Origin of the sequence: Faecalibacterium tardum, from assembly GCF_040096515.1 — a bacterium.
GTDB classification, from domain to species: domain Bacteria; phylum Bacillota; class Clostridia; order Oscillospirales; family Ruminococcaceae; genus Faecalibacterium; species Faecalibacterium tardum.
Genome location: NZ_JBBMEO010000004.1, coordinates 68650 through 86297 on the forward strand (window position 1 = coordinate 68650; position 17648 = coordinate 86297).

General features: G+C 60.0%; 18 protein-coding genes. 3 read left to right on the forward strand and 15 right to left on the reverse strand.

Annotation, left to right across the window (positions count from 1 at the left end):
• Positions 1-40: 40 nt before the first annotated feature.
• Entirely contained in the window at positions 41-289 is a 249-nt protein-coding gene (locus WMO44_RS04965) for a type II toxin-antitoxin system Phd/YefM family antitoxin (protein WP_097779638.1), read from the forward strand.
• Positions 290-553 carry a Txe/YoeB family addiction module toxin gene (locus WMO44_RS04970; RefSeq protein ID WP_349151936.1) on the forward strand — a complete coding sequence of 88 codons (264 nt, stop codon included), beginning with the start codon at positions 290-292 and terminating at the stop codon, positions 551-553.
• A 194-nt stretch (positions 554-747) separates the two neighbouring features.
• Here the strand turns inward: WMO44_RS04970 and WMO44_RS04975 are convergent, their stop codons facing one another.
• The gene (locus WMO44_RS04975; RefSeq protein ID WP_005923378.1) at positions 748-1485 is read right to left on the reverse strand and encodes a YebC/PmpR family DNA-binding transcriptional regulator; all 738 of its coding nucleotides are present in this window, start codon (positions 1483-1485) and stop codon (positions 748-750) included.
• A gap of 168 nt (positions 1486-1653) precedes the next feature.
• Positions 1654-3195, reverse strand: a complete 1542-nt coding sequence (locus WMO44_RS04980; protein WP_349151937.1) for an RsmB/NOP family class I SAM-dependent RNA methyltransferase — start codon at positions 3193-3195, stop codon at positions 1654-1656.
• 106 nt (positions 3196-3301) lie between these two features.
• Between WMO44_RS04980 and WMO44_RS04985 the strand changes: the two genes are divergently transcribed.
• Positions 3302-3490: a hypothetical protein gene (locus WMO44_RS04985; RefSeq protein WP_117929793.1), complete on the forward strand. Its 189-nt coding sequence runs from the start codon at positions 3302-3304 to the stop codon at positions 3488-3490.
• 100 nt (positions 3491-3590) lie between these two features.
• Here the strand turns inward: WMO44_RS04985 and WMO44_RS04990 are convergent, their stop codons facing one another.
• The 13 genes from WMO44_RS04990 to WMO44_RS05050 all read right to left on the reverse strand — a co-directional run bounded on the left by WMO44_RS04990 (position 3591) and on the right by WMO44_RS05050 (position 17489).
• Entirely contained in the window at positions 3591-3995 is a 405-nt protein-coding gene (locus WMO44_RS04990; protein ID WP_349151938.1) for a Mini-ribonuclease 3, read from the reverse strand.
• 12 nt (positions 3996-4007) lie between these two features.
• Positions 4008-5291 (reverse strand): GTPase ObgE, encoded by a 1284-nt coding sequence (gene obgE / locus WMO44_RS04995; RefSeq protein WP_349151939.1) that lies wholly within the window; start codon positions 5289-5291, stop codon positions 4008-4010.
• Between the two features lie 182 nt (positions 5292-5473).
• Positions 5474-5725, reverse strand: a complete 252-nt coding sequence (gene rpmA, locus WMO44_RS05000) for a 50S ribosomal protein L27 (protein ID WP_005923362.1) — start codon at positions 5723-5725, stop codon at positions 5474-5476.
• A 14-nt stretch (positions 5726-5739) separates the two neighbouring features.
• Positions 5740-6051, reverse strand: coding sequence for a 50S ribosomal protein L21 (gene rplU, locus WMO44_RS05005; RefSeq protein WP_015537858.1), 312 nt, complete (start codon positions 6049-6051; stop codon positions 5740-5742).
• Positions 6052-6198: 147 nt separating this feature from the next.
• Positions 6199-7239 (reverse strand): prolipoprotein diacylglyceryl transferase, encoded by a 1041-nt coding sequence (gene lgt / locus WMO44_RS05010; protein WP_349151940.1) that lies wholly within the window; start codon positions 7237-7239, stop codon positions 6199-6201.
• Positions 7236-8549, reverse strand: a complete 1314-nt coding sequence (gene yfmH, locus WMO44_RS05015; protein WP_349151941.1) for an EF-P 5-aminopentanol modification-associated protein YfmH — start codon at positions 8547-8549, stop codon at positions 7236-7238. Before yfmH ends, lgt begins: the two co-directional genes overlap by 4 nt.
• Entirely contained in the window at positions 8536-9837 is a 1302-nt protein-coding gene (locus WMO44_RS05020; protein WP_349151942.1) for a M16 family metallopeptidase, read from the reverse strand. The genes yfmH and WMO44_RS05020 overlap by 14 nt, the downstream gene beginning before the upstream one ends.
• Positions 9838-9880: 43 nt before the next feature.
• On the reverse strand, positions 9881-10702 hold the full coding sequence (locus WMO44_RS05025) for a M15 family metallopeptidase (RefSeq protein WP_349151943.1): 822 nt from the start codon (positions 10700-10702) through the stop codon (positions 9881-9883).
• A gap of 169 nt (positions 10703-10871) precedes the next feature.
• Positions 10872-12071 (reverse strand): aspartate kinase, encoded by a 1200-nt coding sequence (locus WMO44_RS05030; protein WP_349151944.1) that lies wholly within the window; start codon positions 12069-12071, stop codon positions 10872-10874.
• Positions 12072-12153: 82 nt separating this feature from the next.
• Complete coding sequence (thrB, locus tag WMO44_RS05035) at positions 12154-13059, reverse strand: homoserine kinase (protein ID WP_005923334.1); 906 nt, start codon at positions 13057-13059, stop codon at positions 12154-12156.
• Positions 13060-13077: 18 nt separating this feature from the next.
• On the reverse strand, positions 13078-14313 hold the full coding sequence (locus tag WMO44_RS05040; RefSeq protein ID WP_055184962.1) for a homoserine dehydrogenase: 1236 nt from the start codon (positions 14311-14313) through the stop codon (positions 13078-13080).
• Between the two features lie 27 nt (positions 14314-14340).
• Positions 14341-14781, reverse strand: coding sequence for an ACT domain-containing protein (locus WMO44_RS05045; RefSeq protein WP_005923329.1), 441 nt, complete (start codon positions 14779-14781; stop codon positions 14341-14343).
• A 164-nt stretch (positions 14782-14945) separates the two neighbouring features.
• On the reverse strand, positions 14946-17489 hold the full coding sequence (locus WMO44_RS05050) for a transglycosylase domain-containing protein (protein WP_349151945.1): 2544 nt from the start codon (positions 17487-17489) through the stop codon (positions 14946-14948).
• Positions 17490-17648: the final 159 nt, after the last annotated feature.

The window sequence follows — 17648 nt, forward strand, 5'->3', positions numbered from 1 at the left end:
AAGCGTACGCTATACTGTACACGAAAGGAGTGCTTCTACGATGACCACTACAAATATCACGAATTTCCGTAAGAATGCCTTCGACTATGTAGAGCAGACCATTAAATACAACCAGCCCATCAACATCACCACCAAGGACGGCAATGCCGTACTGCTGTCTGAAGAAGATTACAGCGGCATCATGGAAACGCTGTATCTGGTCTCTGCACCGGGTATGCGCGAAAAGATTATGGACGGAATCGCCACGCCGCTTGAGGACTGTGTGGACGAAACGGCGGTGGAGTGGTAAATGTACAAGGTCGTTTACACCAAAACCGCCGCAAAGGACGTGCCAAAACTGAAGTCTGCCCATCTGGACGAAAAGGCAAGGGCGCTCATTGAAATCATTCGTGTTGATCCTTTCCAAAACCCGCCCCCGTACGAAAAGCTGGTGGGTGATCTGAACGGTGCATACAGCCGCCGCATCAACATCCAGCACCGCCTTGTTTATCAGGTCTATGAAAAAGAGCAGACCGTTAAGATTCTCAGTCTGTGGACGCACTATGAACGATAAATCTAATGGCACTTCTTCGGAAAATCCATCCTACGATGAGGATATGCGTGCAGAGTACGATTTTTCTGATGCCAGAAGGAACCCTTATCCGCACGACATACAAAAATAACAAACAAAAGCCGCCTTTCGTGCCTTGCGGCACAAAAAGCGGCTTTTTATCGTTTTATTTCAGGAGCAAAGAGCCTTGCGGAAGCTTATTCCGGCAGATCCTCTTCGTTCTCGAGAGAGTGCCAGACGTTCTGCACGTCGTCGTTATCTTCCAGAGAATCCAGCAGCTTGCCCATCTGCTTCAGCTGATCGGGGTCGGTCAGGCGGGTGGTGGTCATGGGCACCATGGCCAGATCGTCGGACAGGATCTCGTAGCCCTTCTCCTCCAGAGCCTTGACCACAGCGGAGTAGTTCTCGGGGTCGGTGGTGACCTCGGCTGCGTCCTCGCTGGCATCAAAGTCCTCGGCACCGGCATCCAGAGCATCCATCATGGCCTCGTCGGCGTCCTTATCCTCCAGAGAGATGTCGATGACACCCTTCTGGTTGAACAGGAAGGCCACACAGCCCATAGCGCCCAGATTGCCGCCGTTCTTATCGAAGTAGTGGCGCAGGTCGGCAGCGGTACGGTTGCGGTTGTCGGTCAGGGTCTCCACCATGACTGCCACGCCGCCGGGGCCGTAGCCCTCGTAGGTGATGGCCTCGAACTCGGTCTTGTCGCCGCCCTCGGCCTTCTTGATGATACGCTGGATGTTATCGTTGGGCACGCTCATGCGCTTTGCCTTGGCGATCAGATCTGCCAGCTTGCTGTTGGAAGCCGGGTTGGGGCCGCCGTCACGGACGGCAACGCTGATCTCGCGGCCGATCTTGGTAAAGACCTTGGCACGGGCGCCGTCAGTCTTTTCCTTCTTGCGCTTAATGTTGTTCCATTTGCTATGTCCAGACATGGGAAAGAGCCTCCTAAATTTATCGGTATCTCCGCCTGCGGGCAGACGGGCTGTGGTCGCCCGCTTGTGGCAGCACACAAAATCTAACTCTGTTATTTTATCACAATCCACCGGCGCGTTCAAGCCTGAAAAGCCCGATTTTCGCCCGGATGCGCGTAAATCTGCGGTTTACAGCAGCCGCAGTGCCTTGGGGTAGTGGTTTTTCACCCGCCCGCCGGACACCTTGCCGCCGCCCAGCGGCCAGCCGTCCACGGTCACGCAGCACCAGCCGTCCGCTGCCGTGCGGGCTTCCACCTCGCGGCCGGAGAGGTACTCGGTGCAGCGGCAGTCGGCAAGAGTCAGCTGCTCACAGTTCGTGCACAGGCTGCCAAAGGCCGTAAACAGATGGTGCTCCGGCACAAAGCGCCCCTTCTGCACACTGCCCACGAACACCCCCGCCCGCAGCACATGAAGTCCCGTCTGCGGGAAGGCCACCGGCAGCAGCACGCCGCCGCCGTGCACCACGGCCGGACGCTGCGCCAGCGCGGGGAAGTACTGCCGGGCAAACTCCTGCCATGCGGCAAGGCTCTGCGCCGGGGTGGCCTCCCCTGCCCCGGTATCCCGGGTGCGGCGGCTCGTGCCCTGCACGGCGTCCCGGCAGGCGCGACTGTCCGCGCGGCGTGCGCTGCGGGCATCTGCCGCCTTGGCAGGTTTTGCAGCCTTGCCCTTGCTCTTTTTGCCCGCTTCCGCAGCAGCGGCAAGCCAAAGCTGTTCTTCCGGGGTGTATTCTCCCTCCGGCAGCAGGGTGCGGGGCGTGCCGGCCTTGACCAGTCTGGCCATAAAATGCCCCTCGCCGCCCTGACAGGGCCAGATGCGGCGCACCTTGCTTACATCCAGCGGCAGACCGCCGGTGCGGTTATCTTCGCCTGCGCTGCCAAAGGTGTAGTCCACGTTGCCCAGCACATCTGCCAGTGCAAACTCCGGGTGGCGCTGCAAAAAGGCCGCCACCTGTCCTTCGTCCTCCTCCGGCGCAAAGGTGCAGGTAGAGTACACCAGCTGCCCGCCGGGAGCCAGTGCCGCCGCCGCGCAATCCAGTATCTGCGCGCCCAGCTCTGCGCACTGCTTTACCAGTGCCACGCAGTGCTGCTGCAGCGCTACCGGCTCCTTGCGGAACATTCCCTCGCCGGAACAGGGCGCATCCACCAGCACCCGGTCAAAAAACTCCGGCAGTGCCTCGGCAATGCGGGCAGGGGTCTCGTTGAGCACCACGGCGTTGGAAACGCCCATGCGCTCAAGGTTGCTTTTTAAAATCTCGGCACGCGCAGCCACATACTCGTTGCTTACCAGCACACCGCGTCCCTGCAATGCCGCCGCCAGCTGGCTGCTTTTGCCACCGGGCGCGGCGCACAGATCCAGCACCCGCATCCCGGGCTGTACCCCCAGCAGCGGCGCAGCCGAGGAGGCCGAGGGCTCCTGCGAGTAGAACACCCCCGCATGGTGGTACGGATGCCGTCCGGGCTTAAAGTCCGGCTGATGCACCACAAAAGCCGCCTTGCAGAAGGGCGAGGGTTCCAGCGGGAAATCTGCCCTCTGCGCAAACTGCTCCGGTGTGGTGCGCAGCGCCGACACGGTGACTCCGCGCTCTGCCGTCTGCTGCGGGGCGGCATACAGCTGCTCGTACCGCTGGCCCAGCAGGGCACGTTCCCGCTGCTCAAAATATTCCGTAGGCATATTCTTTTCCTCCCATGGGATGTATAAAGCCGCCGGCTGCGGCCACACTATGGACTGTGAGGGCGACCCCGCCCCCACAGCAACGACCGAAAGGAGCATTCACACCATGGAAAACCGTAGTGAGAACCGCAGTACCAATTGCAAGAACCAGACCTCCAACCGTACCAGCAACAAGACCACCAACAGCGCCACCAACGAGCACAAGCACCCCAACCAGTACACCAAGGGTGCCGATGACGAGAGCGCCAAAAACTCCACCAACAGCCGTTCCACCAACGCAAAAAACAGCCGCTGATGGCGTAAGCAGCATCTGACGGACCACAGATGCCAACAAGCAAAGCCCGCTGCCCTCCACCACTGGTTTCCAGTGTGGAAAGCAGCGGGCTTTCGCATTCTTATTTCTGGTCAGGTTCAAACTGCTGCCACAGCACCTCAAACAGCTGGTGCACACGCTCCAGCTGTCCGTTCAGGTACAGCCAGCCCAGCAGGCACTCGAAGCCGGTGGAGGCACGGTATTCCTCCGGGGAGGCATGCTTGGCGACACTGGCCTTGCTGGCGTTGCGGCCGCGCTTGAACACGGCCAACTCGTCCTCGGTGAACAGCGGCTCCAGCAGCTGCTGTTCCCGGAACTGCGCCTTGGCAGATACATACTTGACCTTTTCGGCGTTCAGCTTTCCGGCTGAAAGGCGGTGGTGCTCCACCAGACGCTGGCGCACCAGCAGCTCCAGCACGCTGTCCCCTACAAAGGCCAGCGCAAGCGGGCTGAGCTCCCGCGGGTCGATCTTTTCTGATTCGTTCATGCTGCTTTATCCTTAGAAGATATAGTCGAACTGATACTCGCCGATAAGGATGGTATCGTTTTCTTCCACGCCCTTCTGCACCAGCGCGTCCAGAATGCCGCTCTCGCCCAGCTGACGCTGGAAGAACTGCAGGCTCTCGTAGTCGTCCACGTTGCTGCCGGCCAGAATATACTCCAGCCACGGGGCATCCACACTCCACACATGGGCTTCCATGCGCTGGATGGTGAAGTCGCGGCCATTCTTCTTAGCCTCCGGCTTTTTGTACTCGGGAGTGAACACCGGCACCTGCGGGATATCCTTGAGGCGGTTGTACACGAGCCCCGGCAGCTGCTTGACGCCCTGCATGGTGGCGGCAGAGATAGGCACAAAGGTCAGACCCTTGCCCTCCACATACTGGCGGAAGGTCTCGATCTGCTCCTCGGTGGCAAGGTCGCACTTGTTGCCCACCACGATCTGCGGACGCTCGGCCAGCACGGGGCTGAACTTGGCCAGCTCCTCGTTGATCTTTTCAAAGTCCTCGATGGGATCACGGCACTCGCTGCCGGAAACGTCAACGACGTGCAGCAGCAGACGGCAGCGCTCCACATGGCGCAGGAAATCGTGACCCAGACCGACGCCCTCGCTGGCACCCTCGATCAGGCCGGGAATGTCGGCGCAGACAAAGCTTGCGCCCTCGCCCACCGACACAACGCCCAGCGTGGGCACAAGGGTGGTAAAGTGGTAGTTTGCGATCTTGGGCTTAGCCGCGCTGATGGTGGAGATGAGGGTGGACTTACCCACGTTGGGGAAGCCGATCAGGCCCACGTCTGCAATCAGCTTCAGCTCCAAGGTCACCTGCAGATCCTCGCCGGGCATACCGGGCTTTGCAAACTTGGGGATCTGGCGGGTGGGGGTGGCAAAGTGTGCGTTGCCGTAGCCGCCGCGGCCGCCCTTAGCAATGGTGACCGGGGTGTGGTCGGACAGGTCTGCGATGACAAGGCCGCTCTCTGCGTCCTTGATCACAGTGCCCAGCGGCACCTTGATGACCAGATTTTCGGCATTTTTGCCGTGGCACAGGCTCGCGCCGCCCTTGCCGCCCTCCGGGGCCACATACTTGCGCTTATAGCGGAAATCCATCAGGGTGGACAGATGGTCGTCCGCCACAAAGATGATGTCGCCGCCCCGTCCGCCGTCGCCGCCGTCCGGGCCGCCTGCGGCCACGAATTTTTCGCGGTGGAAGCTCACCGCGCCATCGCCGCCCTTGCCCGCATGGAGCCATATCGTGGCGATGTCGATAAAGTTAGTCTGTGCTGCCATACAGCCCCTCCTTAGCTTTATAGGCCTTTGCGTTTCAGCGCCCTCATCCGGCACTTCGTGCCACCTTCCCCCGACCGGGGGAAGGCTTGCAAAAAGCGCTACACGAACGCATAGCCTTATTTCATCAAAAAGAGCCGGGCCACGAGGGTCCGGCTCTACGATTGCAGTTATTCAGAAAGAAGTTACTGCTTAACGCTGCACTTCTTGCCGCTCTTGCCCACGCGCTCGAAACGGACGGTGCCGTCCACCAGAGCAAACAGGGTGTCATCGCTGCCCTTGCCAACGTTCTCACCCGGCATGATGTGGGTGCCACGCTGACGAACCAGGATGTTGCCGGCCAGAACGAACTGACCGTCTGCACGCTTGGTGCCCAGACGCTGTGCTGCGGAATCGCGGCCGTTCTTGGTGCTGCCTACGCCCTTTTTATGTGCCATTGTAATTTACCTCCTTAGCCGTTGATCGCAGTGATCTCAACCTTGGTGTAGGGCTGACGATGGCCCATACGGCGAGCACTGTGCTTCTTTGCGCGATAGGTGATGATGTTCAGCTTCTTGCCCTTGCCATTCTTGATGACCTTGGCAGAAACGGTAGCACCCTCAACAACAGGAGCGCCAACCTTCACAGAACCCTCCTCGCCAATAGCGAGAACCTGATCAAACTTCACTTCGGAGTCGGCCTCAACGTCCAGCTTTTCGATGTAGACGATGTCGCCCTGCTCCACGCGGTACTGCTTACCGCCGGTAACAATGATTGCGTACATTTTGTTCATTCCTTTTCGTTGTACTCGCTGGTCGTAAAGGCAGACCCTTACAGCGGGCCATTTCAGGCGCCCACACCATGCGGCTAGAATATTATAGCAAAAACCAAGCCGGATTGCAAGAGGAAATTTCCCTTTTTGCGCAGATTTTTACGCTTTTTTCTGCCCGGCCTGTTCTATGGCGGCTTTCACCTGCGCATTATAGGCCTCAGTCTTTTCCAAAAACAGCTTGCGCGGGCTGGAGGCCAGCAGCTGGGTATCCTTACCCGCAAAGGAGATGGGGCCGTCCAGCTTCTTTTGAGCCGCCTTGTTCTCGGCGTTCAGCGCCAGCGGCACAAACAGGGGCTTGTCCTTGAGCTTGCGGGTAAAGTACACCTCTGCTGCAATGCCCGCCACCACGGCGATGCCTGCCATCAGCTGGGATGCCCGCAGCCCGATGGAGGGCACCAGCATCAGGCTGTCGGTGCGCAGACCCTCGATCCAGAAACGGCCTGCGCCGTACCAGATCAGATACCGCAGGGTGATGTCGCCGTTGAACTTGCGCTTTTTGATGTAGCGGAACAGCAGGAAGAAGCCCACAAAGCACCAGATGCTCTCGTACAAAAAGGTGGGGTGCACCGGCAGGTTGGGGTCGATGATCACACCCTTGGGTACCGTGACCGTGCTGCTCATCAGGTAAGCGCGGGTGGCCTCGCTGTACATTCCCCACGGCAGGGTGGTGTTGCAGCCAAAGGCCTCCTGATTGAAAAAGTTGCCCCAGCGGCCGCAGCCCTGCCCGATAAGAAAGCCCATAGCAGTCAGGTCGAACATGGGCAGCACCGGCACGCCCCGCCACTTGCAGGCCAGACCGCCGAACAAAAAGCCACCGATGATGCCGCCGTAGATGGCAAGGCCGCCATCCCGGATGGCGATCATCTCCCAGATGCTCTCGTATTTAAAAGGTGCCATAGCCACATAGTAGGCGCGAGCGCTGATGATGCCCAGCACTACGCCGATGAGGATGACGTCCACCATGCTGTCCGGGTCTACGCCAAATTCCAGACTGTGCCGGAAGGCAAAGACCAGTGCCAGACACAGACCCACTGCGATGCACACGCCGTACCAGTAGATGCTGACCCCGCCGATGGTAAAAGCCACGCGGTTCAGGTGAAAACTCAGTCCCAGACCCGGGAACTGTACCAGATTTGTCATTCTTCTTCCTCCTCGTCCTCTTCTGCCGCCTGCGCCGTGCCGTCCGGCTGAATGTACATGGTAGCCATGCGGTCGGTGCACAGGATGTGCTGCAGGGCAGCATCCGCATCCTCTGCGGTCAACCCGGCCAGCATGGAGATCTGCTGTGCCACCGTCTGGCCGCTGAGGGCAAAGTCTGCCATCTGGCTGGCCGAGTCCTCCACGTTTTCCAGATTTTCGATCAGCTGGCCGTATTTTTCGTTCTTGCACAGGGTAAACACTTCCCTGTCCACACCGGCGGCGCGCACCCGGGCGATCTCGTCCAGCAGTAGCTGCCGCACGGTGTCCGGCACATCGCTCTCGCCGGTGAACAGGATACAGCAGCAGCCGTCCACCCGCAGCACCTCGCCGCCAAAGCCGGGGTTCACAAGACCCTCGTCGTACAGGCGGCGGTACAAGGGCGACATCCCGCCCACGACGCAGCTGAGCACAAGGTCGTACAGCGCCTCGGTGCGCAGATCGTCCGCAGGCAGCGGCTCTTCCTTAAAGCCTACGCCGAAGCAGGGCTTGGAAACCGGCATGGTCAGCGTTTTTTCCGTAGCGGCAAGGGTCATAGGCTCCGTGGCCCACAGCCGCTGCACCTTTTCTGCCGGGCGGGGCTCCATCAGGCCGTGCCGCTTGCAGGCGGCAAGGATCTGTTCCATAGTGGTGTTGCCGGCCGCAGCCAGCACCATATTGCCCGGGGCATAAAAGGCCTTGCAGCTGTCGTACAGCATGGCGGGCGTGATCTCGGCAATGCTTTCCACCGTGCCCGCGATGTCGCTGCGGATGGGGTGGCTGTGGTACAGACACTCGAACAGGCCGGTGATGAGCCGCCAGTCCGGGCTGTCGTCGTACATTTTGATCTCCTGCCCGATGATGCCCTGTTCTTTTGCAATGGTCTGCTCGGTAAAGTAGGGGTGACCTACCATACCCAGCAGCACGTCCAGACTTTCGTCCAGCTGCTGGGTAGCCGTGAACAGGTAGCAGGTGCGGTCAAAGCTGGTAAAGGCGTTGGCGTTGGCACCCGTCTTTGCGTACTTGGCAAAGGCGTCGCCGTCCTCGTCTTCGAACATTTTGTGCTCCAGAAAATGCGCCACGCCTGCCGGCAGATGCACCGTTTGCCCGTTCAGGCAGAAATCCCGGTCGATAGAGCCGAACTTTGTGGCATAGATCACATGGGTGCTGGAATACCCCGGCATGGAGCGCACCAGCACCGTCAGGCCGGAGGGCAGGGTCTGCCACTGGTCGGCCACGGTCTTTTCCAGCAGGGTCTGGTTATTCTGCGGCATGGGCAGTATCCTCCTTTGTAAGCAGATAGCTGACCGAAAGGGTCAGGCGGCGCAGGATATCCCGCACCTCGTCCTTGGTCACGGCACGCAGGGCATTCCGTGCCTGCTCCGGGCTCTGAATAGGCGCAGCGCTGTTGGCACCGGCGCGCAGCACCTCGATGTAGTACCAGCTCTCGATGCCGCCAAGACTGTCCTCTACCCCGTTCATACCGCTGAGCAAACCCCGGCGGCAATCCTCAAATTCTTCGTCGGTAATGGGACCGGTGCACAGGTCGGCAAGCTCTTTCAGAATCGCCTGCTCTGCGCGGGCGGCATCGGCGTGCTCCACGCCGCTGTTCACCGCCATGCTGCCGGTAAAGCTCTGGAAGGAGGAGGAGCAGTAGTAGCACAGATGGTCCCGTTCCCGCACATTGAGGAACAGGCGGCTGGTCACGCTGCCGCCGTACAGTGCCATGGCAAGGCGCACCGCTGCCAGCTGCTGCGGCTGCATGGGCTGCCCCAGCGTGAACAGCATACACAGCTTTGCCTGCACCATATCGTAGTTTTCGGTCTTGTGCACCGGTGCAATGGCGGGCATGGCCATGTTTTCCACCAGCGGCAGCGGGGCGCGGTCGATGCAGGCAAGCTCTGCCAGCAAAGCGTCCCGGATAGCGGCGGTCTGGGCGGCGTCACAGCCCAGCACCAGCAGCTCGATGTTGGCGGTGCGCAGCATCTGCCGGTAGGCATCGGTCAGCACAGCCGGGGTAAGACCGTCCACCTCTTCCAGATAGCCCTCCTGCCGCACGCCTGCCGGGCTGTCACCAAAAAATTCCCGGTTAGCCTGATGCAGGCAGTAGATGCGTTTATCGTTGATCTCGTCCTCAAGGCCCTTTTTCAGCATCTGCTTTTCAATGCTGACGGCCTGCGGGTCAAAACAGCCGTCCACAAAATACGGATGGAAGGCCGCACCCAGCGCGATTTTGGTATACTCGGCGGTCAGCGCCTCACCCTCCAGCGCAAAGGCATCCTTGATGCCGGTCACGCTAACGCAGAGGTTGTGGTTGCAGCCCATAGGGCGGGCGTCCACGGTCAGGTCTGCACCGTAGAGCTTTGCCAGCTTTTTGGTCAGCTGGGTCATATCCGGGCAGTCCGCATAGCCGCGTTCCATCACCAGCGGCAAAAGCGCATGGGCAGTGGCCGTTTTGCGCTCTGCCGGGAAGGCAAAGTGGATGCTGATGCGACAGCGGTTGAATTTAGAAGCCGGGTCGCAGGAAAGATGCACGCCCGGTGCAATGAGAGTACGTTCCAATGATAGTTCCCTTCTCTCTGTGCCGCAGCACAGAGCATTTGATTCAGTCTGCCCGCTGCAGGGCGATGAACTCTTCCAAGCTCAGGCCGCTGGCGCGGATGGCAAGGGCGTTTTCCACCCCCACATAGCGCCAGTGCCACGGCTCGAACACGATGCCGGTGGCGGCCTGCCTGTCCTGCGGGTAGCGCAGGATAAAGCCGTATTCCGCCGCGTAGGCCGTAAGCCATTCGTAGGCGCGGGTCTCGGCAAAGCTGGTATTCTGCTGCGGGGCGTCCGCACTGAGGATATCTGCCGCGTAGCCGGTGCCGTGCTCGTTGGCGTTGGCGGCGGGCTGGATGGAAGCCGCCAGACGGGCGGCGGCTTCTTCGCTCTTGCGCTTATCGCGGTAGGTCTGCACCCGGGCTTCATAAGCAGCCTGCCGGGTGTCGGCGTCCTGATAACCGGCCACAAGGGTCAGGCTGATGCCGTCTGCCTGCGCGGCGGCGGCCATACTGCGGTACTGCATGGCGGCTTCCGCTTCCAGCTGCTGGCCGGTAGCTTCGTCGGCGGTATCCAGCAGCGGGGCAGGCTCAGCAGCATAGGGCAGGTTGGCGTTCACCAACGTAAGCCGCGCGTCTGCGGCGTCGAATACGTAATCCGTGCCGTCGTACACGCTGGCTGCAAACACCTTTGGCCCGGCCAGCAGGCCGTGCACCTTGGGCAACAGCCACAGGATGCCGCCGGTCAGCAGCGCCACCACCACCGCGCAGCCGGCCAGAAACAGCACCCAGTTGCGGGCCAGCCGCAGCATTTTGCGGCGCTTCCATTGTTGATAGGTCAGGCGCTTATCAGCAGGCGCTCTGGAGGTACGGGTGGATTCACTCATGCGGCGGGGCTCCTTTTCGGCATAGTTGCAGCGCCGGTGCGCCGCACAGATTCAAACTATATTATACACCCCTTTGCAATTTGTGTAAACGCCGCCGTGTGTAAAAAAATTATGACCCGCCCGCCCCCGGCAGGGAGCAGACAGGCCATAACCAAAAATTTTACGCAGATCAGTCAAACAGCATATCGTGGATGGCGCCGACAGCCTTGTCGGCGTCTGCACGGTCGATGATGCAGGAGATCTTGATCTCGCTGGTGGAGATCATCTTGATGTTGATATTGTTGTTGGACAGTGCCTCGAACATCTTGGAAGCAACGCCGCTGTGGCTCTGCATACCAGCACCCACGATGGAGACCTTGGCGCAGGTGGTGTCCACACTGACATCGCTGAAGTGTGCGCTTTCTTTCAGCACACGCATGGCCACCTCGGCTTCGCCCTCGGCACAGGTAAAGCTGATGTCCTTCTTGCCGTCGCGGCCGGTGGACTGCAGGATGATGTCCACATTGATGTTCTTCTGTGCCAGCAGACCAAAGATCTTAAAGCTCATGCCCGGCTCATCGGGAACGTTGAGAATCGTGATAACAGCAACATCGGTGTCCTTGGCAACACCCTTGATCAGCATACCTTCCATGTCCTTTGTAACCTCCTTAACCACCGTACCCGGGATGGGGTTCAGGCTGGAGAGCACCTCCAGCTCCACATTGTACTTTTTGGCCAGCTCCACGCTGCGGTTGTTCAGCACCTGTGCGCCCAGAGATGCCAGCTCCAGCATCTCGTCAAAGGTGATCTCCTCCAGTTTGCGGGTGTTGCGCACCTTGCGCGGGTCGGCGGTGTAAACGCCCTCCACATCCGTGTAGATCTGGCAGCGGTCAGCGTGCAGAGCAGCAGCAATCGCCACAGCACTGGTGTCGGAGCCGCCGCGTCCCAGCGTGGTGATATCGTCCAGCTTGTTCAAGCCCTGAAAGCCTGCCACCACCACCACACGGTTGCGCTCCAGCTCGGAGGAGATCCGCTCGGTCTCCAGCCGGGTGATGCGCGCCTTGGTGTAGGCACGGTCGGTGCGGAAGCCCGCCTGCCAGCCGGTCAGGCTGATGGCATGGCAGCCCAGCTCGTTCAGCGCCATGGCCAGCAGTGCGATGCTGATCTGCTCGCCGGAGGCCAGCAGCATATCCATCTCACGCGCCGAGGGGTTATGGGTGATCTCCCCTGCCTTGGCGATCAGGTCATCGGTGGTGTCGCCCTGTGCGGAAACCACCACCACTACGTCATTGCCCGCGTTGTGGGTGTTGGCCACGATCCGCGCAACGTTGAAGATACGATCACGGTCCTTTACGGAAGAACCGCCGAATTTCTGTACGATCAACGCCATATCTTGTCACTCTCCTCTTTACGCCCCGCGTTTGCGGGGGCTTGCCGGGCGGAAGCGTTCTTGCACTTCCCTTACCCGTTTATCATTCCACGGTCGCGCCAGTGTTATCGGCATCCAGCTGCAACAGTGTAAATGCTTCACATCCGTCCAGACCTTCCAGCAGCTCCAGACCCTTTTCCAGCTTGGAATAGAACTTTTCGGCCTCGGCCTTTTCGGCCACAGCCATGACCGTGCTGCCTGCACCGGACACATACACAGCCTTTGCGCCGCACAGACGCGCCATATCGAACACCTCGCGGGAGCCGGGCATCAGGGGCATCCGGTACTGCTGGTGCAGCTTATCCTCGGTGGCAATAGCCAGCAGGTCGTGCCGTCCCTCGCAAAAGGCTGCGGGCACCAGCGCCGCACGGGACAGGTTATACACCGCGTCCTTATGGGATACCTCCTTGGGCAGGGCAGCGCGGGCTGCCTCGGTCAGCAGCTTGTAGTCCGGCACGATGGCGGCAAAGCAGAGACTTTCATCCACATTCCGCTTGACCGAATACACCTTGCCGTCCTCAAACACGCTGCTGGTCAGGCCGCCCAGCAGGGCCGGAGCCACGTTATCGGGGTGTCCCTCGATAGCAGTTGCCAGCGTGAGCAGTTCCTGCGTGTTGAGCACATCGCCCAGCATCCGGTTGGCGCCCAGCAGGCCTGCAATGATGCAGGCCGAAGAAGAGCCCAGACCCCTCGCCATGGGGATGGGGTTCGTCTGGGTGATCTTGAGGGGCGGGATCTGCTTGCCAACTTTTTCGAACAGACCCTTGGCGGAGCGGTACACGAGATTCGACTCGCCCCGGGGGATGCGGGTGCCATCCGACGCCGAGATCTCCAGCACCTCGCTATCCTCAAAGGTGACTGTGTTGTACAGGGTAACTGCCAGACCCAGCGCATCGAAGCCGGAGCCTACGTTGGCGCTGGTGGCAGGGACCGAAACCTTGATCTTCATTGCCGCAGTTCCTTTCCGTTACACTTCCTCGGGCAGGCGCTTGAGCACCAGCTTCACGCTGCCGCCCACGGCCTCCACCTTGCGCGCGGCCTCGGCCAGCGCACGCTCGTCGGCGCGCTCCACAAAGTAGGCGCAGCCCTCGTACCGCTCATCCACCACCTTGCCGTAGCCGTAGATGGCTTCCACCACAGCGGGTGCAATGCCCGCCACACGCACATAATATGCAGCGGGAGCCGGGTCGGTGAGCATGCCGTCCACCGGGTCCGCAGGCTGCCAGAACAGGCTGTCGTGCACCTGTGCGCCGTTTTTCAGGGCATCCACAACATCTGCCACCACAGCGCTGGCGGTGGGCAGCTTGCCTGCGCCCTTGCCGTAGAACACCACATCGCCCAGCATATCGCCCTTGACCAGCACCGCGTTGAAAACATCGTCCACGCTGGCCAGCTGGTTTGCCTTGGGTACCAGACACGGCTCTACACCGGCGGCCACGCTGCCATCCTTGCCAAGCTTCATCCATGCGATCAGCTTGATGACGCAGCCCAGCTTTTCGGCGCTGGCCACATCGGCGGCGGTAATGGCCCGGATGCCACGGGTGGGAATGTTCTGGGGGTAGATCTGGTGGCCGCACACCATAGAGGACAGGATGGCGATCTTGCGGCAGGCGTCGCGGCCGTCCACGTCATCGCTGGGGTCCTTAGTTTCGGCGTAGCCCAGCTCCTGCGCAATGTGCAGCGCATCCTCAAAGTCAAGGCCCTCCCGCACCATCTTGGTGAGCATGAAGTTGGTGGTGCCGTTCACGATGCCCTCCACCTCGGTGATGACGTTAGCCGCCAGGCACTGGTGCATGGGGGTGATGATGGGCGTACCACCGCCCACAGAGGCTTCGAACAGGAAAGCACAGTCGTGCTCCTTGGCCAGTGCCAGCAGCTCTGCGCCGTAGGTTGCCACCATCTCCTTGTTGGAGGTGCACACGCTGCGGCCGCTCTCCAGACACGCCTTGACGTAGGGGTAGGCAAAGCGGGTGCCGCCGATGGTTTCCACCACCACCCGGATCTCCGGATCCTGCAGGATCACGTCAATGCTCTTCACCACCAAAGGCTCCACCGGGTTGCCGGTAAAGTCCTTCGGGTCCAGAATGTACTTTACCTCCACCGGTTCGCCAGCCCGGCGGGAGACACTTGCAGCATTGCGGCACAGCACCTCGTATACGCCGCTGCCCACCGTGCCAAAACCCAGAATTGCAATTTTAGCCATACTCTCTTTCCCTCGTTTCCTGTTTTGTTACAGGTTATACCCACAGCGCACACCCACGACCATGCGCTGGCGCGAAAGCTTTTCGGTCAATTCCTCCGGGGACATCTGCATGGTATCGGTGCGGATGGTGACCGCCACCAGCGCAGCCCCGTTTTCCGGGGTGGACTGGTTGATGGTCACGATGCTGGCACCTGCGGCGCTGATACCAGCCAGAAGGCTTTGCAGCGCGCCGGTCTCGTCCCGCAGGGTGGCCATGACCGTGATGACCTCACGACCATTCTCGGAATCAAAGATACAATCCTTATACTTATAAAATGCGCTGCGCGAAAGCTCTACCGCACGGGTCGCAGCCGAAATGCTGCGGGCTTCTCCGCTAGCCAGCAGCTCCTTGGCGCGTACTACCTTGAGAAAGACCTCCGGCAGCACCTGCGCATCCACCAGATAAAAACGGCGTTCCAACTTGTTCACCTCTCAAACACAAGTGTTCTTGCAGAAAATATAATAGCATCCGAACCCCTGCAATGCAAGAGCCCGGATGCTATTTTGTCACTTTGTCCAGTTTTGTCTTGTAAAGTGCGCCCTGTCCTTGCCGGATTTTTCAGCAAAGGGGCGAAAAAGTACGATTTTTACCCTTATTCCGTATCCAGCGCACCGGTATCGGTGGGGATGACCGGCTGGGTGGGCACTTCACCGTCTGTGTTCTCGGTAGGGGCAGCAGCCTGCGGGGCTGCGTGGGAGTAGGTGCAGGTATCGGGCAGGTCATCGGCGCGGTAGTAGCCCACGGCAGTGCTCGGGCAGCCCGCACCGGCCAGCAGGCCGCTCTGGGTGCAGTAGCGGCGCTCCACCACGCCTGCGGAGGTGGGGAATGCCTTATAGGGCAGGTCTGCCTGTGCCTGCTCCATCAGTGCCTTCCACGCGGTCACACAGGTGCGGGTCTTGGCCTGCTGCTTGGACAGGGTCTTGGTCATATCGTAAGGTGCATCGTAACCCCACCACACAGCGGTGACATAGTAGGGCGTGCCGCCCACGAACCACAGATCCTTTTCGTCGCTGGCAGTACCGGTCTTACCAAAGGCTTCCATGCCGTTGGAGTTGGGGTAGCGGCCGCTGGCAGTACCCACACTGGAGAACAGAACGTTCTTCAGCAGACGGTTCATGACATAAGCGGTATCGGGGGTCAGCGCCTGATAGCTGGTGGCGTTGTTTTCCAGATAGATGTTGCCGTCCCGATCCAGCACACGGGTGTACAGGTGCGGGGTGGTGTACTCGCCATCATAGAAGATCTGGAAGGCTGCGGCCAGTGCCATGGGGGTAACGCCCTTGGTCTGGCTGCCCATGACCATCTGCGCCAGACCCACGTCGTTGGTGGGGTCCAGCGTATTCAGCTGCAAGGTGTTGTAGACGAAGTTGAAGATATTGCTTGCGCCCACAAGGTCGCCCACACGCACCGCGATGGTATTCAGCGAGCGGGCAAGGCCGTTCCACAGCGGGAGATCGCTGCCATCACCGTAGTTGCCGCCGTAGTTGCGCGGCCAGCTGCGCCATGCGTTGGGGTAAGCGCGGAGCTGCTTGTCGGAGAGACCCATCAGGCCGTTCTTGCGGCAATAATCCTCGTCCCGGATGATCATATCCTGCTTCTGGTACAGGGGGGAGTTGTTGAGCATGGTGGACCAGTTGACCAGACCATACTCAATGCCCAGCGCATAAGCGCCGATAGGCTTGATGGTAGAACCGGTCTGCCGCTCCACATTGTAGGCGCGGTTCAGGGAAAGGCTCTTGGTCTTTTCGCCCAAGCCGCCCGCAATAGCCAGCACGTTGCCGTCATAGTCCAGCGTAACCATGGCAGCCTGCGTGCGCACGTTGCGGTAATAGTAGACGGTGCCGTCCTCGCCTGTGCGGGTCTTGGGGGTGCCGTCCTCGTTGAACACCTGCACATCATCGTCCGAAATGGAGGTGACCTCTTCCTCATGCCAGCCCGCCGGGAAGTAAGCATCATCAGTGTTCAGCATCAGGTTCTCCATCTGGGACTGCAGCTTGGTGTTGACCGTCGCTTCAATAGTAAAGCCGCCGGTGTAGAGCAGCTTCTGCGCCTCGGACTCCGTGATGCCCTCTTTGGCCATGATATCCTGCACGACCTCGTTGAACAGTGCATCGGTGAAGTAGGAAGTGACAGTGCTGGGCTTTTTGCCGCTGTCCTCTTCGGCCAGCACAAGGGGCTGCGCAGCACCGTTGCGGTAGTCCTCCTCGCTGATCACGCCCTGCTGCCACATATTGTACATGATGAAGTTGCGGCGGTTGATCAGATTCTCGGGGTTCGTGTAGGGGTTATAGTTGGTGGGGTTTTTGGTAATAGAGGCAATGGTGGCGCACTCCCACAGGCTCAGCTGACTGACGTCCTTGTTGAAGTACTCGTTGGCCGCCGTCTGCACGCCCTGAATGGTGCCGGTAAAGCTGATGGTGTTCAGGTAAGCCTCCAAAATGGTCTCCTTGGAGTAGCTGCGGCTCAGGCAGAGGGCGCGGTAGATCTCGCGTACCTTGCGCAGTGCACCATTGATACCGCTGGCGCTGTTGTCATCGGTCAGGTTCTTGATGAGCTGCTGCTCCAGCGTGGATGCGCCCTGCTTGGAGCTGTAGATAGGCAGCAGATACTCGTTGATCATTGCGCCGATGGTACGCTTGAAGTTGACGCCGGGCTCTGAGTAGAAGTCCTTATCCTCGGTGCAGATGAAGGCATACTGCAAGTTGGAAGGAATCTGCTCAAGGTCTGCCCATACGCGATGGCTGTTGGAGGAGCGTAGGGTGGCATACTCCACCTGTGCGCCGGTATCCGGGTCGGTAGCTACCACCATACTGGACTGGCTCAGCTGGATGTTGTCCAAGTCCAGCAGGTCGCCGTCGTTGGCAGTAGCCTGCACCACATAGAACACCATGCCCACGGCCACCACGCTGCCCAGCATGATGCCAAGGCAGAGCACCGTAGCAAGGGTGCGGCCGATGAACCGCAGAATGGGGTGTTTGCTTTTTTCCTTCGGCGGCTTGGGGCTTTTGGGTGCCTTGGGTGCGCGGGTACGGTTTTCCGCTGCGGAGCGTGCCTCGCGGCGGCTCTGGGAAACATTGACCTTACGTCCCATCGGGCGGGCAGGCTGCTCCTCGCCGCTCCGATGGATCTTTCTCATCTCATTGTTGGAGATAGGGATCGCCTCCTGACATTTCAAGACTGTTGCCGGGCATTGCTGCGCCGGGCTTTATCCACATCGTTTGTGACACGAAACTTCAAACTGCAATACCATATTATAGCACGCACGCCCAAGCCGGGCAAGAACCAATCTTTGTGC